This is a genomic window from Rhodanobacter sp. C05 (genome assembly GCF_002001165.1).
Taxonomy (GTDB): Bacteria; Pseudomonadota; Gammaproteobacteria; order Xanthomonadales; family Rhodanobacteraceae; genus Rhodanobacter.
Map to the genome: position 1 here is coordinate 176924 of NZ_MUNQ01000008.1, position 25645 is coordinate 202568.

Annotated in this window: 23 protein-coding genes and 1 pseudogene; 9 read left to right on the top strand and 15 right to left on the bottom strand. The window is 58.7% G+C overall.

Annotation, left to right across the window (positions count from 1 at the left end; all coding sequences use genetic code 11):
* Positions 1-109 precede the first annotated feature (109 nt).
* Positions 110-487, top strand: a complete 378-nt coding sequence (locus tag B0E51_RS06825) for a hypothetical protein (RefSeq protein ID WP_077444144.1) — start codon at positions 110-112, stop codon at positions 485-487.
* A gap of 20 nt (positions 488-507) precedes the next feature.
* The gene (locus B0E51_RS06830; protein ID WP_077444352.1) at positions 508-1134 is read left to right on the top strand and encodes a response regulator transcription factor; all 627 of its coding nucleotides are present in this window, start codon (positions 508-510) and stop codon (positions 1132-1134) included.
* Positions 1135-1185: 51 nt separating this feature from the next.
* On the opposite strand, the gene B0E51_RS06835 is transcribed toward B0E51_RS06830, so the two are convergent.
* The 4 genes from B0E51_RS06835 to B0E51_RS06850 all read right to left on the bottom strand — a co-directional run bounded on the left by B0E51_RS06835 (position 1186) and on the right by B0E51_RS06850 (position 3855).
* The gene (locus B0E51_RS06835; RefSeq protein ID WP_305793703.1) at positions 1186-1410 is read right to left on the bottom strand and encodes a tautomerase family protein; all 225 of its coding nucleotides are present in this window, start codon (positions 1408-1410) and stop codon (positions 1186-1188) included.
* Between the two features lie 3 nt (positions 1411-1413).
* Positions 1414-2421, bottom strand: coding sequence for a zinc-dependent alcohol dehydrogenase family protein (locus tag B0E51_RS06840; RefSeq protein ID WP_077444146.1), 1008 nt, complete (start codon positions 2419-2421; stop codon positions 1414-1416).
* Between the two features lie 21 nt (positions 2422-2442).
* Positions 2443-3387 carry an alpha/beta hydrolase gene (locus B0E51_RS06845; RefSeq protein ID WP_254424437.1) on the bottom strand — a complete coding sequence of 315 codons (945 nt, stop codon included), beginning with the start codon at positions 3385-3387 and terminating at the stop codon, positions 2443-2445.
* Between the two features lie 123 nt (positions 3388-3510).
* Entirely contained in the window at positions 3511-3855 is a 345-nt protein-coding gene (locus B0E51_RS06850) for a carboxymuconolactone decarboxylase family protein (RefSeq protein ID WP_077444353.1), read from the bottom strand.
* Positions 3856-3961: 106 nt separating this feature from the next.
* On the opposite strand from B0E51_RS06850, the gene B0E51_RS06855 reads away from it, so the two are divergent.
* Positions 3962-4897 (top strand): AraC family transcriptional regulator, encoded by a 936-nt coding sequence (locus B0E51_RS06855; protein ID WP_077444148.1) that lies wholly within the window; start codon positions 3962-3964, stop codon positions 4895-4897.
* Between the two features lie 141 nt (positions 4898-5038).
* On the opposite strand, the gene B0E51_RS19160 is transcribed toward B0E51_RS06855, so the two are convergent.
* The 5 genes from B0E51_RS19160 to B0E51_RS06875 form a co-directional block, all read right to left on the bottom strand.
* On the bottom strand, positions 5039-5467 hold the full coding sequence (locus B0E51_RS19160; RefSeq protein WP_143525820.1) for a hypothetical protein: 429 nt from the start codon (positions 5465-5467) through the stop codon (positions 5039-5041).
* The gene (locus B0E51_RS06860; RefSeq protein ID WP_077444149.1) at positions 5464-6108 is read right to left on the bottom strand and encodes a YceI family protein; all 645 of its coding nucleotides are present in this window, start codon (positions 6106-6108) and stop codon (positions 5464-5466) included. The genes B0E51_RS19160 and B0E51_RS06860 overlap by 4 nt, the downstream gene beginning before the upstream one ends.
* A gap of 346 nt (positions 6109-6454) precedes the next feature.
* Positions 6455-7459: an HPP family protein gene (locus B0E51_RS06865; RefSeq protein WP_143525821.1), complete on the bottom strand. Its 1005-nt coding sequence runs from the start codon at positions 7457-7459 to the stop codon at positions 6455-6457.
* Between the two features lie 192 nt (positions 7460-7651).
* The gene (gene rclC, locus B0E51_RS06870; protein ID WP_256364105.1) at positions 7652-8281 is read right to left on the bottom strand and encodes a reactive chlorine resistance membrane protein RclC; all 630 of its coding nucleotides are present in this window, start codon (positions 8279-8281) and stop codon (positions 7652-7654) included.
* Between the two features lie 40 nt (positions 8282-8321).
* Complete coding sequence (locus B0E51_RS06875) at positions 8322-8663, bottom strand: carboxymuconolactone decarboxylase family protein (protein ID WP_077444151.1); 342 nt, start codon at positions 8661-8663, stop codon at positions 8322-8324.
* A gap of 479 nt (positions 8664-9142) precedes the next feature.
* Here B0E51_RS06875 and B0E51_RS06880 point away from each other — a divergent pair, with 479 nt between their 5' ends.
* Positions 9143-10150: an SLAC1 anion channel family protein gene (locus tag B0E51_RS06880; protein WP_077444152.1), complete on the top strand. Its 1008-nt coding sequence runs from the start codon at positions 9143-9145 to the stop codon at positions 10148-10150.
* A gap of 40 nt (positions 10151-10190) precedes the next feature.
* Positions 10191-10277, top strand: a pseudogene (locus tag B0E51_RS19870) (hypothetical protein); the annotation flags it as partial.
* Positions 10278-10412: 135 nt separating this feature from the next.
* Here B0E51_RS19870 and B0E51_RS06890 read toward each other — a convergent pair.
* Both B0E51_RS06890 and B0E51_RS06895 read right to left on the bottom strand, forming a co-directional pair.
* Positions 10413-12305: a hypothetical protein gene (locus B0E51_RS06890; protein WP_077444153.1), complete on the bottom strand. Its 1893-nt coding sequence runs from the start codon at positions 12303-12305 to the stop codon at positions 10413-10415.
* 564 nt (positions 12306-12869) lie between these two features.
* Entirely contained in the window at positions 12870-13703 is an 834-nt protein-coding gene (locus B0E51_RS06895) for a WYL domain-containing protein (RefSeq protein WP_077444154.1), read from the bottom strand.
* Between the two features lie 154 nt (positions 13704-13857).
* Here B0E51_RS06895 and B0E51_RS06900 point away from each other — a divergent pair, with 154 nt between their 5' ends.
* The 4 genes from B0E51_RS06900 to B0E51_RS06915 are packed head-to-tail and all read left to right on the top strand — an operon-like array spanning position 13858 to position 20434.
* Complete coding sequence (locus B0E51_RS06900) at positions 13858-15222, top strand: Wadjet anti-phage system protein JetA family protein (RefSeq protein ID WP_174570606.1); 1365 nt, start codon at positions 13858-13860, stop codon at positions 15220-15222.
* Positions 15222-15836 carry a DUF4194 domain-containing protein gene (locus tag B0E51_RS06905; RefSeq protein ID WP_077444156.1) on the top strand — a complete coding sequence of 205 codons (615 nt, stop codon included), beginning with the start codon at positions 15222-15224 and terminating at the stop codon, positions 15834-15836. Before B0E51_RS06900 ends, B0E51_RS06905 begins: the two co-directional genes overlap by 1 nt.
* Positions 15823-19239: an SbcC/MukB-like Walker B domain-containing protein gene (locus B0E51_RS06910; RefSeq protein ID WP_168172588.1), complete on the top strand. Its 3417-nt coding sequence runs from the start codon at positions 15823-15825 to the stop codon at positions 19237-19239. Before B0E51_RS06905 ends, B0E51_RS06910 begins: the two co-directional genes overlap by 14 nt.
* Positions 19226-20434 (top strand): Wadjet anti-phage system protein JetD domain-containing protein, encoded by a 1209-nt coding sequence (locus tag B0E51_RS06915; RefSeq protein WP_077444158.1) that lies wholly within the window; start codon positions 19226-19228, stop codon positions 20432-20434. Before B0E51_RS06910 ends, B0E51_RS06915 begins: the two co-directional genes overlap by 14 nt.
* A 210-nt stretch (positions 20435-20644) precedes the next feature.
* On the opposite strand, the gene B0E51_RS06920 is transcribed toward B0E51_RS06915, so the two are convergent.
* The 4 genes from B0E51_RS06920 to B0E51_RS06935 form a co-directional block, all read right to left on the bottom strand.
* Positions 20645-21739, bottom strand: coding sequence for a DUF3800 domain-containing protein (locus B0E51_RS06920; protein WP_077444159.1), 1095 nt, complete (start codon positions 21737-21739; stop codon positions 20645-20647).
* A gap of 19 nt (positions 21740-21758) precedes the next feature.
* Entirely contained in the window at positions 21759-22292 is a 534-nt protein-coding gene (locus B0E51_RS06925; protein ID WP_077444160.1) for a hypothetical protein, read from the bottom strand.
* Between the two features lie 8 nt (positions 22293-22300).
* Positions 22301-23350 (bottom strand): YaaC family protein, encoded by a 1050-nt coding sequence (locus B0E51_RS06930; protein ID WP_077444161.1) that lies wholly within the window; start codon positions 23348-23350, stop codon positions 22301-22303.
* Between the two features lie 132 nt (positions 23351-23482).
* A complete protein-coding gene (locus B0E51_RS06935; RefSeq protein WP_077444162.1) occupies positions 23483-25636 on the bottom strand; it encodes a hypothetical protein in 2154 nt (717 codons plus the stop codon).
* Positions 25637-25645 lie beyond the last annotated feature (9 nt).

The following is a 25645-nucleotide window of genomic DNA, read 5'->3' on the forward strand; positions in this document are numbered from 1 at the left end:
GATACGCGACGGTGCAGCCTGCAATTTCAAGACGGCGCGTACCTCTTTTGGGCGATTCACCCGATCGTGCCGGGCGGTATCAAGGAAACAGCATAGAAGGAGCGGGCCAGTGCAGATTTTTTCCTGGAATTGTCCAGCCGGCTGGCTGGCGATCGCCTGCGTGGTTGCCCTGCTGGTGATGCTTGCGGCGTTACTGGTCTGGCGCCGCGGCCATGCAAAGCGCCTGGCGCGATCCAAGGCCGATGACGATGCGCGGGATTCGGCAGTCACCGCATTGCAGGAATCCATGCTGCAGTCCGCACAGGGATTGATCCTTCGTTTCGAAGCGATCGCCAAGCGCCTGCCGCCGGATCACCCGACGCGACGGGATCTGATCGAGGCGCTGGACCGGGCCGAGCTGGTTCTGGAAAAGGGGATCGACAAGGCGCAACATTTGCGCGATCAAGCGACATTGCCAAAGGATCCCGGCACTCACCATCGTTCATGAGTCAGCATCAGGGTGCACCCATGGATACACCAGTCTCTGTCATCCGCATCCTTGCAGTCGACGATCATCCGATCATGCTCGAGGGTTTGAGTGCGGTGATCGATGCCGAGCCAGACATGCAGATGGTGGCCGTTGCAAGCTGCGGCGAGGAGGCCGTCCGCCTGTATCGAAGGCACCAGCCCGATGTCACCCTTATGGATCTGGAAATGCCTGGCATGTCTGGAGAAGAGGCCATTCGCGCCATCCATGACGAATTTCCTGCTGCCGTCATCCTGGTACTCACAACGTTCAAGGGCGATGCGCAGGCATTGCGCGCGCTCAAGGCAGGTGCACGCGGCTACCTGTTGAAAGGCTCCATGCGGCGCGAACTCATCGACACCATCCGCACCCTTCACCAGGGCAAGAAGAGCATTCCGCGCGAAATCGCGGCCGAGATTGCAACGCATGCGATCGATGAGCGCTTGACCTTGCGGGAAATCTCCGTGCTGCGCGATGTGGCCCAAGGCCATTCGAACAAGGCGGTCGCCGATAGCCTGTGCATCAGTGAGGCCACCGTCAAAGTCCACATGAAAAGCATTCTCGGGAAATTGAGCGCGGACTCACGCACGCATGCGGTGCAGATCGCGCATCGACGCGGCATCATCTGACACTGAGGTTTTGCTTCCGCTCGATGATGGCAAGCGGCGCACTACGCAATGCTAGTCAGTCAGCTGAGTCGATCGAATGTCCTTCATCGTCCGCAATCCGACGCTCCAGTGGTCGGACTCCACTTCATAAAGAATGATGGTTACGGCGTGCTCTGGAACGCGTAGCGTGCGCTGGGCGACGGCAGCCACTTCTTTCATGAAGACAGACTTCTGTTCGGCGGTGCGGCCGGCAAGCATATGAACATGGATGAAGGGCATGATTTTTTCTCGATGGATTGCTCAGCGTTCAGCGACGAATTCAACAACGACCTTGCCTGCGCCTTGCGATGAAGCGACGCGCGCATGGGCTTGCTCAACGCTGGATAGATCGAAATGGTCCGGATCCACGCGCGGAAGCAATTGGCCAGTCTCGAAGAGTTTGGCCGCCTCGCGGAGGATTTCGCCGTGATGTGCTTTGCCGACGCCCGTAAGCAACGGAAGCAAGGTGAATACACCGGAGTACGTGCCGGCGCTGAATGACAATGGTGCCAGCGAGTGAGTACCCCAGCCCAGAGCGCTCACTACGTGGCCGAAGCGTGCAACTGATTTGAACGAACCATCCAGTACTTCACCGCCCACGGTATCGAAGACCATGTCGAAACCATCGCCACTGGTGTGCATCTGCAAATAGTCATTGACAGAAAGCAGGTGGCGATCGATTGGAACCGTGCCGCGTTCGCGCACGTGTTCGGCGTCAGACGCAGAGACGGTGGAAAACACCTGCGCACCGAATGCCCGAGCGATCTGGATGGCCATATAGCCAATGCCGCCAGCGCCTCCGTGAACGAGCACGCGCATGTCCTTGGCTACATGGGCGCGATCGACCAGACCTTCCCAGGCGGTGATGAAGGCAAGCGGCAGGGACGCCGCTTCGCGCATGTCCAGTTGCGGCGGCTTTCGGGCGAGCAGTGACGCGTCCACTGAGGCGTACTGCGCGAGTGAGCCCTGCACACCACCAACGCCGCCAGTCATGCCGAAGACTTCATCACCCATCGACCACTCGGTGACGCCAGGTCCGACAGCGGCCACGATGCCTGCCAGATCGATGCCGAGCACCGCTGGCAGCGGCTGTTTGGCGTGCGCCGCTTTGCCGGCGCGAATCTTCAGGTCGAGTGGATTGACGCCGCTGGCTTGGATTTCCACCAGCACCTGGCCAGGACCGGCGACGGGGCGAGGAATGTCCTTCACTACAAACGGACCGTCGACGTTTTCGACGACGACGGCTTGCATGTTGCCCTGATGGCTCATGGTGCTGTCTTCCAAGGTGGGTCAGGTCAATGCACGTGCCAGGAAATCGCGGATGTAACCGGCGATTTCCGCGCTATGCGTCTCGAGCGCGAAGTGGCCGGCGTCCAGCAGGTGCACTTCGGCATGGGGAATATCTTTCTTGTAGGCCAAGGCACCAGGCGGGATGAAGGCCGGATCATTCTTGCCCCATACCGCCAGCAGCGGTGGCTGATGCTGACGAAAATACTCGTGGAATGAAGGGTAGGCCGCGATGTTGTTGCGGTAGTCGTAGATCAGGTCAAGCTGGATTTCGTCCGCGCCTGCTCTTGCCAGATAGGCGATGTCCAGCTCGTAACCATCCGGCGACACGCGATCGCGGGGCGCACCGTGGAAGTACTGGAATTGCTCGATCGTGTTGCGGCTGATCAGATCGCGGCACGCCTCGCGATGAGCGGGCGTCGGATCGGCCCAATAGGTCTGCAGCGTGCCCCAGGCGTCACTGAAACCTTCCATGTAGGCATTGCCGTTCTGAGTGATGATCGCCGTGACGCGCTCGGGATGTGCGCGCGCCAGACGAAGTCCTACCGGTGCGCCGTAGTCGAAAATGTAGAGCGCATAGCGATCGAGCTTCAACGCGTCGGTGAAGTGGTCGATCACCTTGGCCAGGTTGTCGAAGCTGTAGTCGAACTTGCCCTTCGGCATGAAGGTCTGCCCGAAGCCGGGAAGGTCCGGCGCAATCACACGGTACTTGTCAGCCAGCTGCGGCATCAGATCGCGGAACATGTGGCTTGCCGTCGGAAAGCCATGCAGCAATAGCAGCACCGGCGCGTTGGCCAGCCCAGCCTCGCGATAGAACACGTCGAAATCGTCGACGCTGACCTTGTGAAAACGCACCTGGTCTGCAGCGTCAGTCCGTTCTTCTGAAGTCGCTGGTTGCTTGCCGGTGGACTGTGCCAACGGAGCGACCAGGACGGCAGCAGTGGCCATCAGGGAAGCTCCAATCACTTTGCGCCGTGTGGCGTCCATTGCATGTGTGCCTGTTGTTGTGAGATCGCTCATGACTGTTCCTCAATGGAGGACTGCGCTTTCGACGCCGGCGCAGTCGTCGGTTTACGCCGCTTCGGCGTGTTGATTCATCGCATCCATCACACGTGCCGAATACACCATGGCCGCACCGGCGTTCAGTGCCACGGCCACGCCGAGTGCTTCGGCCACTTCTTCGCGCGTGGCGCCGTGCTTCAGAGCTTCACCCGCGTGCACGGTGATACAACCGTCGCAGCGCGTGGTCACCGACACGGCCAGTGCGATCAGTTCGCGTGTCTTTGCATCGAGCTGGCTGGTCTTGGAGCTGGCCTTGGACAGCGTCTGATAGCCGCTGATGGTGTCGGGGCTGAGCTTGCCGAGCTCGCCGATGCGGCCCACCCGTTCTTTTCGGTATTGCAGCCAATTCATCATGGGAAATACCTCTTTCCGTGGTTCCACCAGCGCGACGCAGGCAGTGTTGCGCCAAAGGTTGATCCGGCGAATACTTATGAATCTCAATTTTTAGCGAGTTCGTCTCATGGATGCCCTGAGCCGTTTGCTGCAGCTGGCCGATGTCCAGGGGGCGCTTGACCTGCGTTGCTTGTTGGCCGGGCGCTTCGAGATCGGTCATGAGCCTTCTGCGACTGGCGAAGCGCCCTATCACCTCGTGCTCGGCGGACAAGCCCGCGTGCAGGTACCTGGTGGTTCCGTGGTTATGCTGCGAGAGGGCGACCTGCTGCTGCTGCCACACGGCAGTGCGCATGCGTTGCGCGATGCCAAGAACGGCAGCGGGCGAGCCTCGCCGATGAAGGTGAACGCAAGTGGGCCGTTGCCGGTTCGCACGAATACTGACGGTGTCGCGGAGCTGGATCTGCTGTGTGGGCGATTCACCTATGCGACGGGCTCTGCCGACATCGTCATGGCCGCTTTGCCCGAGGTGCTGCACGTATCGCTGGCGGAGCATCGCGATATGGATGCACTGCGCGGGGTCATCGGCATGTTGCGCACCGAAATTGCTGCGATGGCGCCGGGTGTCCATGCGGTAGTCACCGGGCTCAGCCAAGCCTTGTTCGTATTGGCCGTGCGTGCTTATCTCGCACGCACCGACATACCGCCTTCCTTGCTTTTGCTGCTGGCCGACAGCCGACTGAGCAATGCCGTGCTGGCAATGCTGCGCCACCCGGAGGAGCCCTGGACGGTCGAGTCGCTGGCCGCGCGCGCGGCGATGTCGCGGGCCAGCTTCGCCCGGCATTTCGCCGCGAAGGGCAACACGTCGCCCCGAGAATTGCTGACCGCGCTGCGTATGCGTACGGCAAGTGGCTTGTTGTCGAATGGAAAACTCGCCATCGGCAACATCGCCGAACGGGTGGGATATCAATCCGAGGCGGCTTTCGGCAAGGTCTTCGCCAGGCATACAGGCATGCCCCCAGCCACTTACCGGCGCGCCAGCCGCACTGCCGTGGCGCCTCGGTGAGACACAGTGGTTCAAAATCAGGCTGTCAGCGCGCACGTTGCTCGACCTCGGCAGCAGGCGGAAATGGCGCGGCGGCTGCAGGTGGCAGGCGACCAACCGCGCCTTGCCCAACAGCTGCCGGATGACTCGATGATCCAGACTTCAATTCGAACCATGCCTATCAAGCGTTGTTCCGCAGAAGCGGTAGCGCACTGGAGCATTGGGACGGCCAGCATCCACCAGAGCGAATGACGTTACAGATTGAACGGTCAAGTTCTGTAATATCGAGATGGCGTTAACGGGTCCTGCATTGGCGAGACGCTCTGCCGGACACGTCTCCACAACACGAAAAACGTGCAGACCGAGTTTCACCATTTCGTCGTGGCAGGCAGCCGAATGAGCGCCGGTCAGCTTCTTTCCGTCGAAATGCAACAGCGCGGCATTCGCCGGATCCTTGCAACTCCCCGAAGAGTAGAAGCCAGCACGGATGGGTAAATCGGAATGGGCGTATGAAAGCATCGGCAGCAGTGAAAACAGCATCGCGAAACGACACTTCGCTACGTTTGACACGCGCAGCTTGAAGCAGGTCATGGCCTTGTAAACTCGGTCTCGACAAGAATCGTCACGTCGTCCGCTTCCAGAGGCACCCATTCGCTCACCCCGAAGTCGGATCGCTTGAAGGTGGCCTCACCTGAGAAACCCATGCGCGACTGAGCGAATCCACGGTAAGTCGTGTGCAGCACAACTGTCTTTTTGACGCCGTGAAAATTTAGAATGCCGGCGACGGACGCATGGCCGTTCATGATTTTCACCGAATCCGCGGTGAAATTCATGGTCGGATATTTTTCGGCCTCGAAGAATTTCGACGCAATCCGCTTGTCGAAAGCCTGGTCGCCCGTATCAACCGACTTCGGATCAATGGTGATTTTCACGTTCGAGGCCGATGCACTGGAAGGATTGAAATCAAAGCTTCCGCTGACATCATCAAAACGCAGTGTGTAGCGCGACAAGTCCATATGGGCCAGCTTGGCAATCACCGAGGTGTGGTGTGGGTCGAGCTTGTACGTTCCGGCCGGGGCAGCGCCGGGATCCGCGGTGGCGTTGAGTTGCCGATACTGCGCTGCGGCGCCCGTGTCTTCAGGCTTGGGCGGAGTCGTTGAAGCGGCTGCGCCGATCGTCGTAATTGCAAGTAGAGCAGGGAAAATCGAGTTCCGGGCAATGCGTGAAGTCATGGCTTGAGTCCTGGCGCGGCACTGAGAGAGAGCAGGGGTCCAGGACAACGCTATCCGTACGATGCGGTCATGGAATCCCCCCGAATAGGTAGACGCACATGATCGGTGCGCCCTGGATCGAGAGATTTATTTTTTCGGTCCCGGCCGGGAGCAACGATCTCGAAGCTCTTGGACTTCCCGGGCTTCCTGCCAGCAAAACAGATCGGACGGGGCGTTGTGTCCAGGATGGCAACGACGGCTATCGGACTCCACAGAATCCGTCCAAAGTGCGGCGTAAGCTTTCGAGCAAGCTGCCGTGTCAGGGTGGCAAATCCCCAAGAGGCTGCAAGCGCCTCACTGCTGAGTGTCAACGCGCGCGCATCCTGTGCAGGCAAATAGCCTGCCATAAGCTGAACGACGCAGTTAATGCCACCGTGCTGGTCAACACGAGTGGAACAAACGAATAGGTGGGATTCAACATGATCATCGGCAGCAAGCCGATCGCCAGCACGGGTGGTGCGTGCAGGTCGATGACGCGCATGATGAGAATGCCAGCGATCATGCTGATGCTCGCGGCGCCGATACCTGGACCAAGCAGGATGACAACGCTGACGCCGATGAATGCACAGAACGTGCACGCCAATGGCATGCGCCAGGGACGTATGGCCCAAGGACAGACCAACGGATGGGCGAACATTTCGAAGCCGATCACGACCAGCGGCGGAAACAGCAGGAAGCGCCAGCCGGGTAGCTGTGCCACTAGCGTGATGCCGATCACGAACAACAGGAAAGGCAGCAACCACAGCAGGTTTGTGGGTGCTTTCTCCATGGTGTTGTCGATCATGTCACGCAACGATGGTGGCGAACGGGCAGGGTGAAGCTGCTGGTGGACCATGCTGACAATCGCCAACGCGACGGTGCCGGCAGTGATCGCCGCTGGATACCACCAACTGTGCAAGCCCAGCACCAGTGGCAGTAGCCCTGCTGAAATTGCGGGTGCAATAGGTGACCGAATAAGCTTGATCACACCCATCGAGACAAAGATGATCAACAGCACGGAACAGACGCCGAAAGCCATGTGATTGGCCATCCATACGCCCGCGATCGCGGTAATCAATGGCGTCAGTACCAGCATGCACGGTGCGCTTGCCCATTTCCCGTAGGGGCGCTTGATGATGTCGTCTGACAGCGCACCAAGTTCCGGAAACATCAGCAGACCGAAACCTGACAGCTGAACCGCAAGCGCTATCGCGCTGATGAAAATCACGCTACCGAACTGAGTAAGCAACGTTGGTAACAGTCCAGTCTTCATGTTCCGCACGATGGGGCCCGTTGTATGAAAGATGCGGTGTTTTTTTGCGAGCGATGACAACTGCTCGTGTCGGGATATTCCCGAAGTATCTGTCTGCACAACACGGATACCAGCGACGAATTCGCAATCACCCCGGGAATCCAGCTGTGATAGCACCGACGTGTAACGTTGCTGGAGGCGAGCACGTACAGGCCATGTTCCACTCACTGCCAACCAGCGATGACTTTCGAGGTCATCGCTGGTTGAACACTGTCAGGAAACTTGTCTGGCACCTGGCGCCGGCATGGTTGCAATCATGCTTTTGGCCTTGCTGCGCCTGTCGGCAAGGATTCCCTTCGCTGCATCGACGCCGATAATCCACGCGCCAGCGAGCATCATCGTGTCCTTGATGACCAGCCTTCCCGCACCCGAGAGATAGGGAAATCCATGCTGTGCGTCACCTAGTGCAGGCACCCACGCTTCTGGCGTCGTGAACAAGAATGAAAGCGTAACCAACGTCGTCATGAACGACAGAAACGCACCCGCCAGACCCAGCCGTTTCGAGAGGGGGTACGCCAGAACGAGCAACCCGATCAACCATTCGACGACACCCAGGCCCCGTGAGAAGGTGTAGGTGTGGTTGGCTTCCTGCCACGTTCGCTGGGCCGGGATCAGCTGACCCTCATGTGTCAAGTGACCTTTATATTCATCAGGGTGTGCATAGAAGAACGACATGACGGGGCTGTTCGCCACGAAGGGAGTGATGCTGTCCGCCTCATAAGGCACAAACTTCAGGGCGCCTATCCAAAAGAAAACGATGGCAATCGCCAGCCGCATCAGCGTGACACCCACTCTATCGGTGCGTGAGAAGGCATCCAGTGCATTTGAAAATCTGTTTTTCACATGTCCTCCAGGGACAAGTCGCTTTGGGTGACGGTCATGATCACTTCGTGCCATGCGCATCGAGCGCATCGAGAGCACGAGCGGAATAAACCATGGCTGCGCCGGCATTGAGGGCAACGGCCACGCCCAGGGCCTCGGCAATCTCTTCCTTGCTTGCGCCATGCTTCAGCGCTTCGGCGGTGTGTACGGTGATACAACCGTCGCAACGAGTGGTGACAGACACTGCCAGCGCGATGAGCTCTCGCGTTTTGGCGCCCAGCAGATCCGTTTTGTGACCCGCTTTGGAAAGCGTCTGGTAACCCGACAGGGTGTCCGGGCTGAGCATGCCGAACTCACCAATGCGCCCCATCAATTTTTGGCGGTATTCAGACCAGTTCAACATGAAAGTGATCCTCTATGAGTAAGCGGAGGCTGCGATGTGGCGCCTTCGGTCGACATAGTCTCGCTCGGTGCGACGAGATTTTTAATGCTTAATTGTCTAAAAAACTAGCGAGATCGTCTCATTGATGCCATGGACAAGGTCATCGCTCATCCGGGGCAGCCTGGATGAAAGCGAAGAAAGTTCCGCCACTTCGCTGGTAGCAAGGGGTATGCACTTGCTTCTCTATGGTCAGGCCGACAAGCAAATGCCCTTGTCGCCGCCGGGCGAGCTTGATGGACCATCAACGCCACGCCTCATGGAGGGCCACCGCTCCCCGCCGCTCGTCGACATATCCTGACCTCCCGGCACGCCTACTACTTTGGAATGATTTCTTGTGCGACTGCGCGGGCTATTAAACAGATAGGTCAGCAAGCCGGCGTGCCCGAATCGCCGGCGATCCGACTGGAGCCGGAGCAAGAACTTCTTCAGAGGGCCATCGCATGAACAGTGTCGTGATCGAGTCGCCGGCGCGCTGGCGCCAGCTGGACAAGCTTCCCATCGGCCTGTTCGGCTCGGTGATGGGACTGACCGGATTGAGTATTGCGTGGCGTTTGGCACACGCCCATTTCGGTGCGCCGGCATGGATCGCCGATGGGATCGGCGTCGTGGCCATCGCGGCGTTTGTTGCCATTTCACTCGGCTATGCCGTGAAGCTGGCGACAGCACCGGACGCCGTGCGTGACGAATTTCACCACCCGATCGCAGGCAGTCTGTTCGGCACCTTACTGATCAGCATCTTGCTGTTGCCCATCATCATCGCCCCGGTCAATGTTTTCCTGGCACGCGTGCTTTGGGCCATTGGCGCCATCACCATGAATGCTTTTGGTTGGCTCATGATCAGCCGCTGGATGAGTGATCGGCAACAAGCCGCGCACGCCACACCTACCTGGATCGTCCCTTTGGTCGGGCTGCTGGATGTGCCTCTGGCCGTCCCCTCGCTGGGTTTGCCAACCGTCATCTATGCCAGCGTGCACCAGTTGATGGTGCTGGATCTGGCGGTCGGACTGTTTTTCGCGATTCCGCTATTCACGATGATCTTTTCCCGCTTGCTGTTCGATGCGCCGCTGCCCGATGCCTTGCAAGCTACGCTGCTCATTCTGGTGGTGCCTTTCTCCGTGGGGTTTTCGACCTATACGGTGACGACCGGAGCGACCGATATTTTCGCCCAGGCGCTTTACCTGCTGTCGTTGTTTGTTCTCGCCGTCCTGTTGGGCAGGCTTCGGCACCTTGGGAGGTGCTGCCCATTCAAGTTGGCGTGGTGGTCGGTCAGCTTTCCACTGGCGTCAGCGTCTATTGCGGCCTTGCACTATGCCGAGGCTATCTCCGGACCCATCGCCGATGCGCTCGCGCTTGCGTTGCTGGCGCTGGCAACGGTAGTCATCGCCGGGCTGCTGGTGCGCACACTGATGGGTCTGCTGCGCGGCGAATTGCGCACCCTCAGTGCCTGATGATGACTGCGAGGATGCCGATCATGCGCGTCATCCGCTACCGGCCATCCTGGGCATCGATCTAGCCGGCGTCGTCACGGTGGCGGGTCCGGGTGTCACGGCCTTTCGGGTGGGCGATGAGGTCTATGGCATGACCGGCGGCGCCGGTGGCGCGCAGGGTTCGCTGGCCGGGTATGCACGACAAGCTGGAAATCCTGATCGACGTCGGCACGACGATCTGCGGCTCAGCGAGTTAAAAGACCCCTCCGCTAGGTAACCGCGGTCATGTCACGCTGCGATTGTGCGTTAATTCATCCGTATCGGGACCAAAGTGCCTGTTCAGCCTGTTGTTTAGGCGATCGATCATGCCGCGCAGTGCACCAACCTCCCTAATCCATTCGCCATCGGCTTTTTCTCGCTGGAACGCGATAGCCAACGCGCGCGCAATCGGATCTGCAATGGCAAGCAACGCCTCGCGTTCTTCCTTGCTGAAGAAGCTGCCATCTGGACGTGGGCCCAGCAGCAACCAGCCGAGCAGACCGACGCCGTCGGCGTATAACGGCACGCGCATCGGGAAAAACGGATCGGTGCGGTCACAATAGAGACGGCGGAAATTACTGGTCGGTGCCAAATCCTTCGCTAGCCATGCGCGCACAGTTTTGTCGGCGATGCCGTGGGCACTCAACACATCATTCTCTATGACTACTGCGCCGTGATCGGCGTGCACTCCCTTTTCGATGCGAGCGAGAGCGGTATTCGCAAGCGTCCGGGGTGTCGCAGTTTCGCGCATATCCGCGACAAGCAACGGCAGGCCGAGACGGAGATGGCCGAGTTGGCTACGAAAGCGATGCTCAGCCCATAGTGTCACGCGATGATGCAGCGGTCCGATCATCACCGCCGCAATAGCCGCGCCCGTGCCACTGGCAATGGCGCCTAAGCGCTCTCCGAAATATTCCTCCCCCAGAATTTCAATGGCCTTTTCCGCGCCAGCGAATATCAAGAGCAGCGCGAGAGTAACTATGCCAAAGGTGATGGAGCGGCTGATCGTTTCGTCCGCGTCATACAACCTGTAACGCAGCAGTGAGATCGTGATCGCGATCATCAGCAGCGCGTTAAGCAAGGCGATGACCAGGTGCTGAAGAATGGTAGTCCAGATGGCCGCGGAAAACGTTGAGGCATTATCGGAAGCTATTTCGACTATTACCAACGCAACGATACAGACCAGCGACCAAAAGAAGCCAAGGAGAGCCCAACGAATTTGCTGTCGACCGGTGCCGGGAGGCATCGAACGATGACGGATGACTATCAGCACGACGGCCAACGCCATAAGCAGCAGAATGATGACATTTTCGACTTCGGGAGATAGACCGATGTGCGAGTAATTCATTGCGGGAACTACGATGGCAGTGCCTATCACAACGGCCCAAGTCCAACGAGGCTTGAAGCACCCTTCAGGAAACAGGGCCAGCACTCCGACAAGCAGTACGAAAGCCGGAACATTGGCTTGTAGATGAATTTCGGTCCAAAACCCTGGCACGCTTTGATACCAGGAACTGGTGTCACTGGTAGCGAGCACCATGCTCAACATCATCATTGAAGCCCAAGGAGCAAGGCGATCTCGCGATCGTCGGCTCATGAGCCACGCAGCACACGTTATCGTCAATGCGATGCGCAGGAAATCAACACCGCTAGTCAGAAGGACGTTGAGCGTCTGGTTCAGGCCCATAGCTTCCAGAGCCTGCTGCCTATGGAGGGGATCTCTTGTCAGCCGGTGGCGTGATAGCTGGCCCAAACGTGAGCGCGCGTCGATCATGACACTGCCGCTTATAGGTCCTGCCAACTGTGCATCGATTGTTTGCCGGTCTGCGCCGACGGGCTTTCCATCGATCGCGACCAGCCGGTCGCCTGGGTGCAGTCCCGAACGGATTGCCTCGTCGCCAAGGATAAGGCGGACCGTTGGCCATTGCGCGTCGCCGACCATGATGCCGACAAGTTGCGTTGGCGAGGTAGTCGCGTGGCCAGGGCGGAAATCCTTCCAGGCACCCGAGATCGCCCCGATTAGACTTAACGCCAACAGAAACCACCACACAATCATGAATACAAATCGGAACCACCCGTCAAGCGGTACTAGCTCGCGCGGGAGACCGAAGCCGTTACGGTACTTCATGCCGTTCATTAAGCGCCCCCATCGTGACCCCTAGCCGTTGCAATCGAGAATAGACATTTCGTGACTTATGAGTGACGAAAGGAAATTCCAGCTCAGGCAGAACACGCCACGGTGACGTTTTGAAAAACGCTTTGAGCCCTTCGTCAGTTGCTTGGACGTAGTTAAATTCTGACGGCGAACAAGCAAAAAAACTCCTGCTCACAAGTATCTCAGTGACGAGAATCATCGACTAGCCCACCATAACAACCGTTACTGTGCCGGCGATTCACCCTTAAGTAGTACCGCCAAGTCTGGCTGGCTAGCTGTTCCGATGGACGTTAACGTTCACGGTGCCGAAGTTGGCATCGGTGGACGGTCTTCCCACAGCATTGCTGGCGGCTCAGCAGGCGCTGCAGGCGGCAACCCAGCGTGAAGCGGCGCTGCACATGGCATGTGAGATACACAAATGAAAGCAGGCGCCCGCGATAACTTCGCCTTATCGTGGGTAGGACATGTCCGCTGCCAGCCGATAACAGCCGTCGTGCCGCATTCTGGTTAAGCGCGTCGAATGCCCAAGTCGCCCAGAGCGTATGGCTAAATGAACGTCCCTTGAGGAAACTTGTTCGGATTGCGAATAGCCAGCAAGAATTGGGGCGGGCGCTCGATCTTGAGATCGATGGCGGCGCCATAGATGCGAATGATGTATTTGGCTACCGCCTGTCGCGCGTCGAAAACCAAGGCGGTGGTTCCGCCCATGTACTCATCACGAATCAGTTTGGCTTGGGCGGCGCTCAGATCCGGATGGGGGACTAGCCTCAGTGTGACCTGGGTGTTCCATGCTTGATCGGCTTCCGGTCCCGGCAGGACTGAGTTACCAGAGTCGTCGACTCGGGCAATCCGGCCGAGGTTGAAGTCGCGGAATGCGCCGGCACGCGCACAGTACGCGCGCACATGCCAGCGTGGGCCGGCTTGGATGAAAGCATGAGGCCGAATGATGCGCTCGTGGGCTGTCGGGTTCGTGAGCGATCGATACTCGATGCAGATCTGCTTGCCCTCTCGGATCGCGGCATGGATCCGAGAGAACGGCCGAAATTGAACAGGCGTCGCGTGCTGTTCGGTAGAGACCAGATCGACTCCGGCGCGCAGGCCGTTACGCGGAAGAGTTCCCACCAAGCCCTCGTACTCCCGAAAGTGACCTTCCGTGAGTTGTGGGCGCGCATAGAGGGTGAGTACGTAACCTCGGACGCCGGTGTCGTACTGACAGTTGTCGGGGGCCTGTTCGGCGTAGCTGGCCATGTCACGGCTCAGGATCGAACCGTGGACGTCGAAGATTTCGCTTAGGCGAGGGCGGGAGACTTGCCCCTCCCACAGAAGCAGGATTTCGATTGCTTTCAGGCGCTCTTGCTGGCCGCGAAGGGTCTTCGCCATGAGGATTCTGGATTTGGGCTTGTCGGTAGCATAATGGCACCGGTCGCTTTATGCTACCGAAAAGCCATCAGGATATCCGAGGCACGAATTGGACCAAGAAGCAGTTGCACCGCTTTTCGACCAGCTCCCGGAAGACATCTTCCGGCCCTTGGGCGTGGCCAACAACCGGCGCTACTGGGACGTGCTGTCCCGAGTGATGTCGACGCTTTGGGGCGAGGACGGGCGTTCACCGGGTGAGGAGGTGACCAAGACGGTTGTGATCAGGGTGATTGAGTCGTGCATCGTGGCCGATGATCCTTGGGAGGGCGAGCTTGAGACATCGGTAGGTGGGCAGAGCCACAACGTCTTCCGTAGCCTGTCGGAAGCAGGTTGGTTCTCGGTACGGCGCCGCGGCCTTGTCGACATGGTTACCGTGAAGCCGCGGATTGGAATGCTGTTCACGATGCTCAGCGAGTTTGCGCGACAGGAGCCGGAGTACATCGGCGGCCAAGTACGCTCGATCCTTTTGAACCTTCGATCTGTCACGGAGGACAGCGCCGACCCTAATGCCTGCAGCGCCTATCAGATTGCCGCCAAGCAGGCCCGGCAGTGCATGGCGCACATCGTCAACACCGGCTGCCGCGTGCAGGACTTAATGGACAGTCTGGTCGAGCTGGATTCCGCACGCGACTTCGTCCATGGATTCTTCACCGACTTCGTGGAGCGTGTCTATATCGCCGACTACAGCGAATTGCGCACACGCAACCACCCGCTTCAGTACCGCGGCCAGATCATCGAGAAGACCTACGCGCTGATGGACGAAGAGCCCTCGCGCGAGCGTCTTGTCGTTTGGTACACCGAACATATTGGAAGAGGTGATCGCGAGAAGGGCGAAGCGGCGTACAGGCGCGACACCAACCAGCTTCTGCGGTTGAACAACATCGAGGACCACCTCGCGCGGCTGGACGAAGAGATCAACATCGCCAACCAGCGGGCGCTCGCGTTGATCGAGTACAAGCTACGCGCCCCGAAGCACCTGGACAAACTGATCAAGCGAGCCTGCGCCGCCCTGTCCGTACTGGACGAAGATCACCCGGCGTTGCCAGGCGATGCCGGTGGCGTGCACTGGTCGGCACTGGCGCTGGCCAAACCTCGCAAGCCACCGCGGGATCAGGTAGCTACCGCCGTCGAGACAATTGAGCTGTCGGACGAAGAGCTGGCGATGGAGTGGCTGCGCCGGCGCATGGTTGAAAACCGCAAGGTCACCGCGGTGCAGCTGGCCAACTACGTGGCAAGGATGCTTGATGGCAGGAATAGGGTGGACTCGGACATGCTCGAGGTGGGATCGATCAATGACCTGTGCTGTTACCAGCGACTGCTGCTGATTGCTTCTCGCGATGATGCCCCGCTGCAACTGCGGCGTCATGATCCCGTGGTGCAGATGCTCCGTGGTATCAGGATTCGGTTCGAGGAAGAACGCATGACCAACAATGACTACATGATCCATCGGCGATTCGTCGTCGAACGCGAGGAAGCGTAATGGCCAACTGGGAACGCGTGGCGGCGCAGAGCAACGGGCTGTACGAAGAGCAGGACTACCAGCAAGCCGCCTACAGGCTGATGATGGAGCAGGTGATCTACGCCGGCGATCGCGGCGGACGCGTACCTTACGAATTGGTGACTCGGCATCTGGGTCCGTTCCGAGACGTATTCGATCAGTTCGGGATGACGATCACCCACAACCCGCATCACGGGTATGTCGTAACGATCCCTCGCCACGCCTTCGGCGCCCGCATGCGCCTGGAAGAGACGCGGCTGGCGCTGCTGTTGCGTCGTGTCTACGACGACCGAATCAATGCGGTCGACATCGTGGAGGGAGAGGCCTTCGTCACCCTTGAGGAGCTCGAACAACTCTACAAGGATGTGCTGGGCAGGCAGCTGCCAGATCGCAGTGAGATGCGCGATCTGGTGCGCTCGCTCAAACGCAACGGCATGGCACGCGAGGTGGATGCGGCGGACGACCAACCATTCCAGATTGCGATCCGCCCAGCGATCACAGACATCCTGGGTGAGACTGCGTTGTTGCAGCTGGCCGCCTACGGCGTGGATGCCGAGGACAGTGGGAATCAGGAGGAAGGCAATGAAGCAGCTTGAGTCGATAGGACTGGTCCAGTACTTCCTCTACAACCGCATCGATCTTGATGTTGGCAGGAATACGGCATTCCTTGGTCCGAACGGTACCGGGAAGACAGCATTACTCGATGCGCTGCAGATCGTGCTGCTTGGCGCTGATCGCAATCGGATCCACTTCAACGCGTCCAGCGAGGGCAAGCGTAAGGCACGAAGCCTACGCGACTACTGTTTGGGTGTGTACGGGCAACGGCCGAGCGAAGTGTGTCGCCCTTCAGCGAACACTTACGTCAACCTGGTGTTCCGTGACACGGAGACAAACGTGCCCGTGACTGCCGGAGTCTCACTCTCGGCACATGTCGATAGTCCTGACCACATCTTCAACAGCCTCTACATCCTGCCCGGCGTCGCGCTTAAAACCGGGCAGATGATCGAGATGCAGGGCGGCCAAGAGATGGTGTTGCCATGGAGGCGCATACAGCATGAGTTCCGTGACAAGTGTAGGGAAGCAGGGACGACTGCCGTATTCACCATCAATGGCGAGGAGTTCTCCCGCCAGTTGTTTGCCGGACACCTGGCCAGCCGCGGTGAGTCCCCGAACCATCGGGCGATCCGCAGTGCGTTCGCGCGCTCGCTCAAACTCAACCGTGATGTCGACGATCTCAACGAGACTCTGCGTAGCCACCTTATCGAGGTGCGACCGACGAACGTGACCCAGTTCCGGGCGCGGTTGGATCAGTTTCGAGAGATCCAGCGCACCATCCAGCAGCTTGCCGAGCGGCTAGCCGAGGCGGAGGCGGTCGAGAAGCAGTACCGAATCGTGAGGCAGTACTTCGTCAAGGCAGCTAACTATGGCTACTTGAAGGCCGTGTACCTGTCTGAACAACTGGGCGCACAGGTTGCCGAGGCAGGGGACACGATCGAGCACTTGCAGAACGAAGAGATCAAGGCCCGGTCATCTTTGCAGACAGCGGAGTCCGCGGCGACTGCGGCGCACAAACGGCTGGTGACAGCGCAGGTGGCGTTGAACCAGGATCCCGAGTACTTGCGCCAGCTGGGAAGCAGGACCGAGCTGGCCAAGGGCTGGGAGAGTTTGGATGGACTGAGGGTGGGGTTCAAGGAGGACCTAGGGCGGCTGGTAGCTGCCGTGCGGCGTCTGGTGGGCAACAAAGATCTCGCAGGCGTGCAGGGCGAGGGAGCCAACGCTCTTCAGCACTTGGTCACGCTTAGCGAGTTGGTAGGGCGAGAAGAAGATATCCAGGCCGAGGACACCTTGATTGTTGCCAACTCGATCGGCACCTTGCAAAAGGCCGTCGATGGTGTGCGGTTGGACATGACGCAGCAGTCGGCGCAAGCCGCTACGGCTGTGACGGTGGCCAAAGGCGACGTCGCCCGGGCAGGCTCGGGGCGTGCGTCGCTTCGCCGCGAGGTGGCGGCGCTGCAGGCATTACTGGAGGACGAGGGAATTTCCACTGCTCCGGTATGCGATCTAGTCGAGGTTAAGGACAAGGATTGGCAGCCGGCGCTAGAGGCCTACCTGCGGCGGAACGTCGATGCGCTGCTGGTCCACGACAACAATCACGAAAAGAACGCGATCGATTTTTATCGCAGGAACCGCCGAGACATCTACGGTGCCAAGCTGGCACTGAGCACGCGCACGCGACCATGGCAGGCGCCCGGTGGTGGACGGTTTGCCGCGCAGTTGATCGCCGGCGACGACAAGGCGGCAGTGCGCTTCCTGCAAGGAGAACTGGGCCGACTGGCGCTGGTGGACAGCAGTGAGCAACTGCGCGTGGGCGATAAGACGCTGTCGATCGACGGTATGGTCAGTTCGGGCGGTGGCATCGATCGCCTGAAGTTGGCGCGCGGGTCAGGACTGCGCATCGGTGCTGTTAGCAGCGAAGACCAGCAACGCGTCGCCCGGGAAGACTTGCGCAAGGCAGAGGAGCACCAGGGCGAGATCAAACACCGATTGGAGTTGGTGAATGGCATCGGGCAGGCGATGGCCTCTGCTGGAGACCGTGAGGCAATTCAGGCCCGCCTGCAGGCCGTGGTGAGCCAGATCGTGCACCAGCAGGCTGCCCTAAACCAGGCAGAGATCCTGGCGGTGGCCGGAGCGTCAGGCGGTGTAGCGGCGTTGGAGGAAGCTGCAGCCGTGGCCGAGACTGACCATCACGAGAAAGACAAGGCAAAGACCGACGCTAACACTGCGCTCGTGAAGATCGGATCCGCGCTAGGTGGCATGCGGGAGCAGCTCAAAAAACTGATCGGCCAACAGGCTGGCGTCCGGGAACAAGAGGCCGCAGCGCGGAAAAATCCGTTGTGCGACCTCAACGCTGCAGAGGATCTTCGGCAATCCGTCGACGGCCAGACAAACGATGACGCAGAGGCGGCCATCACGGCATGCAACAAGCACCTTGAGGACAGCTCAAGGCATGGGAACAGCGCCAACACGAAAGCATGGGGGCTGATGACGACTTACCTGGCGAACTACCAGATGGAGAACCACGAGATCCGAGACCAGGACTGGCAGCAGGCGCAGGCCATGATCCACGCCGAAATCAAGCGGATGACGGAACTGGAGCTGGTGGAGAAGAAGGATGAAGCAGACCGCGCATACATCGCAGCGGTCGAAGTATTCAGATCGGATGTGGCGCATACGCTGCTCAACGGCTTTGACGCGATCGAGGAACAGATCAAGGGGCTGAACCGCATCCTGGACAAGGCCCCGGAGTTCACCAACGGGGAGCGCTTCCGGTTCCAGGCCACCAAAGTTGAGCAACACAAAAAGCTGTACGACTTCCTTCAGCGTGTGCGCGAGATGGGCGAAAGCGAGAGCACGTTGTTTGGCGGCTCTGGGCCGATTCCTGAGGAGTTCCGACTTCTGGTGGAAGGCGACGGCAAGGGCTCGCCGCTGCAATTGGAGAACAGCCCGCTCAACGACCACCGTCTGTTCTTCAGCTACGACGTCGAGATCCATGCCGGTGGCGAACGGAAAGGATTGCTCAGCAAGCGGTTCGGGCCAGGCTCTGGCGGTGAACACCGCACGCCGCTGTACGTGATCTTCGGCGCGGCGCTGGCGGCTGCGTTCGGCAAGTCACCAGGGACGGCCGGGTGCGGCGGACTGATCATGCTGGATGAGGCCTTCGAGAAGATGGACGCCCAGAACGTCCGCGCGACGGCCGAGTACCTCAATGCCTTGGGCCTGCAGATGATCATCGCCGGACCCGAGTCCGACCAGGCCAAGATGTCGTCGTTCCTGGACGTCTACTGGGACATGGCGCGCTTCGGCTCGAAGCGGATCCAACTGTTCCGCAACGAAGTGAAGCCCGCTGCCCGAGAGCTGCTGGCCAGCGATATCGTCAGCGTCCATCCAGAGCTGATGGACGAGGCACTGGCTGAGGTCGGGACGTATGCAAACGTCTGAGCGCCGCGCGGCGGTGACGTTCTGCCCCTGGGTCGAGACGATCCTGCGCGAGCAGCTGCAGCGCGGCGAGCGAAAGCGGGTAACTGGTTCGACCGCAGCGCCTCCGAAGACGAACCTCAAACCCACTAGCTCGATCTACTGGCAACAGGACTTCGGCGAACGGACGCGCGGGCACGAGCAGATCCGGGCTGCGGTCAGGCAGGGTGCAATTGATGCAGGTTGGAGTGATCAGGGCGGCGAGGACCGGCCGCTGGACTGGGTGCGCGTGCGGGATGTCGATGTGCTGGCCACGCTGCTCGGCGTAAGCACGAACGTGGAACAACTGCACGCGGCTCAGGCAGGTCTCAAGCCTTGGCTGGGGCGTTACGCGCGCTTGGGCGAAGTGCTGCAGGCTTGGTCGGCGATGCGCCGGGTGCGCGCCGCTGGCCCGGAATCCTGGGAATGTTGGCGAGACGCCCTGCGGGTGCTCGATGCCCTTGCGGCCATGCCCGGTGAGGATCAGGTCATCCGTGTGCTGAGCGGACACCTATTTTCGGACACAAAGCGGATCGAGCAACTGCTGCCGCAGCTCGACGTGCTCTCAGGTGAAGGGTTGGCGAGCAGACATCGCAGCAAGTGGGAGGTTCTGAAGACCCTCGGCCTGGTCAAACAACCAATGCCCCTGATGGTCGCTGGGGTGGGTAGGATCCGGATGGAAGAAGGACCGGACTGCACTGTCGTGCGGCCATACGTGGGCGTTGCGCCGCAGAGCATACGTGGCTTCGTGGGCACGCCGACGTGGGTGCTGACCATCGAGAACCTCACGACGTTCCACCAGGCGGCTGAAGCGCTGCGGGGGAGGGGGGATGGCCTGGTGGTGTTCACCGCTGGCATGCCTTCGCCGGCGTGGGTGGCAGGATTCCGTGCACTAACCTGCGAGCTGCCGCCAGCAACGGCGTTTCACCACTGGGGCGACATTGATGTAGGTGGGTTTCGGATCGCGGCACGGCTGCAGGAGATCGCGATGCCCGCAGGTGTGTCGCTTCAGCCTTGGCTGATGGATATCACGCTGGATGGTCGAGGGAACGAAGTGAAGGATTCGACTCGGGATGCCATGAGGGCTGCAGCAATCAGGGCAGGCTGGTTAACTTTCGATCGACTGCCCGCACTGACTCTTGAACAAGAACGTTTGAGTGTGATTTTGCCCAGCCTCTGATTTAACTGATCCCAATTATGGGACTTCGCCCAGACGACGGGTGCAAGCATGTGCCCGGGGCAGGTACGCATCTGAAAACTGGCAATTAGATCGGGTTTTCGGGGGTAGGGAAAAGCAGCTTTCAACCCAGAACGGTGCCCGAGAATTACCTCAACATCATGATGCGAAATAAAAAGCAGCTTCAAGGGCGCTTTATCTTGAATGAGAAGGTCAGTATCCGGCTACACCAAATAACTGCTGTGCCATGTTATGAGGACCCACAACATTGATCCCTGTCCCTATGCTTCTATCGCTGTGACACAATAGTTGTTCAACGGCCTTGTCAAGAATCTTCGTATCGCTTTCCTCTTGCAGGTGTGCTTGATACCAACGCATAGATAGGCCCGCCACAATGTCGGATAGCTGAATTCCAGTGCTCTCCGGTGAAGCCTTAAAGAGCAAATCGGCCATTTTCTGGAAGTTGTAGTCCGAATATGGCGTCTTGAACTTTGTGGGATCTACCTTGGCGTTTTCAGCTTGAAATTTAGCTTCCGCAATGATTTCATCAAAGTGCTCTTGTTCATCATGAAGGATACGACATCCTTCCAACCTTCCCGACAAATAAAAATTTATTCGAGCATAGATGTTGGCGAAGGATGAGAAGTTCGGAAGCAGCCAAACCTCCTGGTCACGCTTGCCTATATCTGGGAGAGGCAAGAATCGTCTATGCGCTTTGTCCCCTTCCTGCTCAATCATGATACGGAAGTCATGCTTGCTTTCCTCAACCTGCGAGGCAATGCCCCGAGCAACTTCGTGGGAATGTTGGCTCACACAGCTCCTGAGAAGATCGAAGTAGGCTCCAATCTTTTCATTTGATGGGTTGTTCATGCACTGAACGAACTCATGAATAATATCGTTGGGAACTCGGTGATAGACGTAGTCCGCAAAGATGTTTTTCATCCAAACGGTATCTTGTGACTCTTCAGCATTGAAGTATGGAGGCCAGATGAAGCCGTTGGTGATACTCGCCGCGAGCTGATACTTCTTGTCCACAACTTCAACAAAGAACGGGAAATCGTTCCTCACCAACAGGTCAACAGCGTCAAGAGCAAAGTCAGGCTTGCGCTTCAGGATCCTGCTGAGTTTGAGTTCGGTAGCTTGAACCTTATGCTTCTTCCTCAGAGCATCAAGTTCTTTAGTAAGGCTGCTCTCGTTGGCAATCCCTACTGCAGCCAAGCTGAAAACGGCTTGTCCGCCGAAGTCTAGAGCTGCACTCGTTCGCGCGAGATCTCCGGTGTTGCCACTCTCGTCTAAGTAGAAATCCATACTCTCCCCGTTGCCGTGATCAATTACGAATAGATGTCGTCAATAAATCTTTTCGGCTCAATGCTGCACATATTGCGTCCCGCGCCGCTATCGGTGAGTCGTATGGAATTACCTTGACGACTGATGGCAGTCCGAGAGCCATGAGCGACACATAGCCTTCCCCAACTTGTAGCTGGTGGCTGGTGTGATCCGGATTTTGGTAGGCCACGGGAGACGCCCGGTGCGCTCCGTTCGTCTGAAAAAGGATCGTGATAGGAATTGCGCGCGACGCCGCGATCTGGAGCTCAATTCCCAAACCTGTCGAAGGAAAACTGGCTTCTGCGACGACGATATCTGCCCATTCGACCATCTCCTTGTCCCATAGGTAACACAGCCGTGCCCGTTCATTGAATGGCTTCTCCGCGAGTTGCGGGTCACTGTCGCGTAGCGCGTATTTGACCTCAGCCCCCAGCTCTCGCTTGAGATGTTCGGCGGTGTCGTGAAGGAAACGTACGTAATCTTCGAACTCATCGCGAGGCACATGCGTAAGAGCACAAGCAAGATAAATCTTCATAAGGCGTCTTAGGTCGCTGGTCGGACGTTTGGCATCATGAATTGCTGACCTGTCAGCTCAGCTGCCATCTCGTCGATGAATTGGATGGGGGACATGCGTATGAACTCGGTGAGGAGCCAGTTCTTTTGACCAGCAAGAAACGCTGCCAACTGCATCGGTCGATACCTACAGATTTCACTCAGTCTGTGCATCGCAAGGAGCGTGCAGGTAAGTGGGGAGCGGGCCAAGCGCGCGGGCCCGGGGACGACAGCTTTTGCGTACCACAGCGTTTGAGAGCCGGCGAGATACTGCAGATCCAGACGTAGCGAGCTGAGGAAAGCAGAGGCTTGCGCGATGGACGCGGGTTGCCGATCTAGGCTCGGAGATGCCAGGTTGAACGAGGCGCGCGATCGTATCGCCCTAGTATCAACGGCTGCGAGATCGCGTACGAGGAGAGCGGGCAAACGGCGCACATATTTCGTGCTGGCAAAATCCTCAGAAAGCCGCGCTGCAAGGTATGCCTGACTCGTGGCGTCGTCGAAAATAAGACGGCAATCTGTAAGCGGAAGAAACATGTCTTCCTGGCGGGTATACGTCAGGCAAAACGTCCGATGGACGCACGGCAGGTTGAAGAGTAGCTGCTCGAGGCTGTGAATGTTTGCTGTTTCAGGCTCACCAAGATAGCTCGATAACGCAGGTGCCACGCCGTGATTCAAAATTCGGACACCTTCGTTCGAGAGGGTGATCTTGGATGTTGCACCTCGCATATTGTGGGCGCGAACTCCATGGTGTTCTGCGAACGCGATCCCTTTAGCGACCAAGAGTGCCTTAGTAGCATTCATGAAGGAGTAGTAGAGGAGGAGGGGGGCTGATTCCACGGGGAGGCCGTTCGCTGCCGACGCAAACGTATGCGCTTGCTGCCAGAAGAACAGGGCGTCGCTCTTGCCCTGCCGTTTGAGCCAAAGCGACACATATTCCCAGTGACTGTTAGTCAGTACTGTCCGTGTGCCCAATTGCGGCGATGTGGTCGCCTTGTGGGGTTTGACCTCACGTCCAGCAATCTTGACCGGCTCCGTCACGGCGGTATCCCCATGTGAACTCCCTCTGCAGAGAGGATATAGAAGGTAGGGGCAAACTTGCCAGAAGGTTGACGCTCCCTGGCTCGGAGTAGCGCAGCGATTTGGCGGCGCTATCGGGGGTAGAAGCGGGGGTCAGCAATAGGCGACGGAGTCAGCCTTGACCTGATAGCGCGCCTGGATAATTTCTTGGTGCTTCTCGGGATTGAATGTCCAGCTTTTGAGAACCAGTGTCTTGGCACCGAATGTATACGCGTAGTCGATCTGCTCCAGTGATGCGAAGTGATCGCCCAGCAGGCCATCACGGGTCAGGTAGCGATCGAGATCAGCGGTGCTAAACGCATCGCCGTCCCAGAAGCGATAAACCGTTTCCGGGCCTCGAATTTCGCCGCGGCTTACAACGTTGATGAACTCATGGGCTTGGCGCACCGGGTGACTCTCGATAAGGGTACCGGTAAAAACACGATTGGCGATGAGCACAGCGGTGCGGATCGCCGTAGGCGGCGGTAAGTTCCACCCCAAAGTCTTCCACACCTTCGTCTGGTAGGCGACTTCACTGAATTTCTGCTGGCGAAGGGTCAGCTGCGTGCCGGCCTTCCGGATGTGGTCGTAGCTGTTGCGCATCTCATGCGGATTGCAGGGGTGATATGCATTCTTGCACTCGAACAGATACAGCACACCGTCCCGGTAAGCGACCAGATCGGTATCCCCGGTCTTGCTCTTCTTCGAATCCGACACCTCCACGCCGACACGGAAGCCCGCGCCCCGCAAAGCCTGCGCTACGGCCGCCTGCATCGGGTCGTCTCCGTCGATTCGATCGGCGTTCAGCCGATTGGCGAAGGCGACGTTGCGCACAAGATTGGAATTGGCGATTAGCGACGGCGCGAGCAGGTAGTAGTCGTCGATCTTCAGGAACGGGGTGTACTGGAGATCGACGAGCTCACGTGTTTCGTCACATACCAACAACGCCAGAATCCTTTCGGCCTTCTCTTGCGGCAGCACGGTACCGAGGAGGGCAAGCAATTGCTCCCGTTGCATGACCGCGACGACCGAGTGCAGGGCCAACCGTCGGCGGTCCGCCGTGTCCTCTACCTTCTCCAATTCGCGCTGGAACAGATAGGCCATCAGAGCAAAGAGGCGATTGACCTTGAACAAGTCGATCGACAGGACACCGGGGGCAACTTCGAATGGCTCCAGCTCGAAGTCCTCATAGTCTTCGACGCTCAGCTGCAGCAGTGCCAACAGGTCCTCACGGAAATACCGGTCGTCGGCCAGCGGCTTAAGCAGATTTGGAATGTTGGGAATACCAAACGTGATCCGTGGCAGCGGCCGAGTCTTAATTTCGACGAAGCGCTCGATGATGCCTTCGTATGACACCTTGAAGATGTCCAAGAGGGACATGGGCGGTTGATCGATCTTCTCCCATAGCTCTTCCAGCTTCCGCCGTCCGATGAGCACCTGCATTTCCATCTGCACGTAACCCATGCGCACAGACTTCTCGACGTCGAGGTCGATCGATTCCACGACGATGTCGTTGCCTACGAGTTGAGCGCGATACGGCAAGCCATCGATTAGGGCTTCCGCCTGATACAACTCTTCCAATCGCAGAGCGCAGTGGAGGTCCTCACTGTAGGTGCCGTCCAACTTGTAGAGCGCCTGTTCGTCCGTGTAGAGGAAGTCTTTTTTGTGAAGTCCCTCGGCTTTGCGGTAGAGAGCAATTACTCGCGAAACAGCGCTGGCGATGTCTTCGGGGCTGATTCGCCCAGTTGGGCTCACCGCCGCATTGGGATCGGGCAGTCCGCCGTGGGCAAACGTCTGATTGGCCAGCACCAGGAAGGTCTTGAGCGCCTTGCCGCGTCGACGGGATAGGCGGGTGAGCAGCCCATCGCGCAGGCGTTTGGCCTCCGAGACAAGCTCGTATAGCGCGTCGACGGACTCTAGGTATTGAAGCCATCGGTTCTCCAGGCCGAGCGCGTCATGCAGGCGGCCCAACAATCGGACCAGCTCGCGTAGCGCGCCGGCCTTGAAGTCATAGCGCGAGGCACGCAGGACGCCGCGACGACGCAAGTTGGCGAGTAGGGCATTGCCGTCGTCCACCATCGCTACCGACAACGTCAAAGCCGCCGCTTCGTGTCGCTGGTTCTGCTTGAGGAGGTCGTGAATCCGGTCGATGTGGTCTCGCGACGATTTGCCCTGCGCGGCCTGTCCGACCTGGGCGCGAACCCATGCTTCCTTCGCTGCTATGGTGGGGCACGACAACAGCTGTTTCTCGACCGTTTCCACACTCATTGGACCGAC

Coding starts and splice junctions, on each gene's coding strand:
- B0E51_RS06850 (WP_077444353.1), bottom strand. CDS start 3,855: ATGATGAATTGGCTGCAATACCGAAAAGAACGGGTGGGCCGCATCGGC.
- B0E51_RS06935 (WP_077444162.1), bottom strand. CDS start 25,636: ATGAGTGTGGAAACGGTCGAGAAACAGCTGTTGTCGTGCCCCACCATA.
- B0E51_RS06920 (WP_077444159.1), bottom strand. CDS start 21,739: ATGGATTTCTACTTAGACGAGAGTGGCAACACCGGAGATCTCGCGCGA.
- B0E51_RS06845 (WP_254424437.1), bottom strand. CDS start 3,387: ATGGCCACTGCTGCCGTCCTGGTCGCTCCGTTGGCACAGTCCACCGGC.
- B0E51_RS06875 (WP_077444151.1), bottom strand. CDS start 8,663: ATGTTGAACTGGTCTGAATACCGCCAAAAATTGATGGGGCGCATTGGT.
- B0E51_RS06915 (WP_077444158.1), top strand. CDS start 19,226: ATGCAAACGTCTGAGCGCCGCGCGGCGGTGACGTTCTGCCCCTGGGTC.
- B0E51_RS19160 (WP_143525820.1), bottom strand. CDS start 5,467: ATGACCTGCTTCAAGCTGCGCGTGTCAAACGTAGCGAAGTGTCGTTTC.
- B0E51_RS06910 (WP_168172588.1), top strand. CDS start 15,823: ATGAAGCAGCTTGAGTCGATAGGACTGGTCCAGTACTTCCTCTACAAC.
- B0E51_RS06860 (WP_077444149.1), bottom strand. CDS start 6,108: ATGACTTCACGCATTGCCCGGAACTCGATTTTCCCTGCTCTACTTGCA.
- B0E51_RS06880 (WP_077444152.1), top strand. CDS start 9,143: ATGAACAGTGTCGTGATCGAGTCGCCGGCGCGCTGGCGCCAGCTGGAC.
- B0E51_RS06925 (WP_077444160.1), bottom strand. CDS start 22,292: ATGAAGATTTATCTTGCTTGTGCTCTTACGCATGTGCCTCGCGATGAG.
- B0E51_RS06830 (WP_077444352.1), top strand. CDS start 508: ATGGATACACCAGTCTCTGTCATCCGCATCCTTGCAGTCGACGATCAT.
- B0E51_RS06855 (WP_077444148.1), top strand. CDS start 3,962: ATGGATGCCCTGAGCCGTTTGCTGCAGCTGGCCGATGTCCAGGGGGCG.
- B0E51_RS06895 (WP_077444154.1), bottom strand. CDS start 13,703: ATGGCGAAGACCCTTCGCGGCCAGCAAGAGCGCCTGAAAGCAATCGAA.
- B0E51_RS06840 (WP_077444146.1), bottom strand. CDS start 2,421: ATGAGCCATCAGGGCAACATGCAAGCCGTCGTCGTCGAAAACGTCGAC.
- B0E51_RS06890 (WP_077444153.1), bottom strand. CDS start 12,305: ATGAACGGCATGAAGTACCGTAACGGCTTCGGTCTCCCGCGCGAGCTA.
- B0E51_RS06905 (WP_077444156.1), top strand. CDS start 15,222: ATGGCCAACTGGGAACGCGTGGCGGCGCAGAGCAACGGGCTGTACGAA.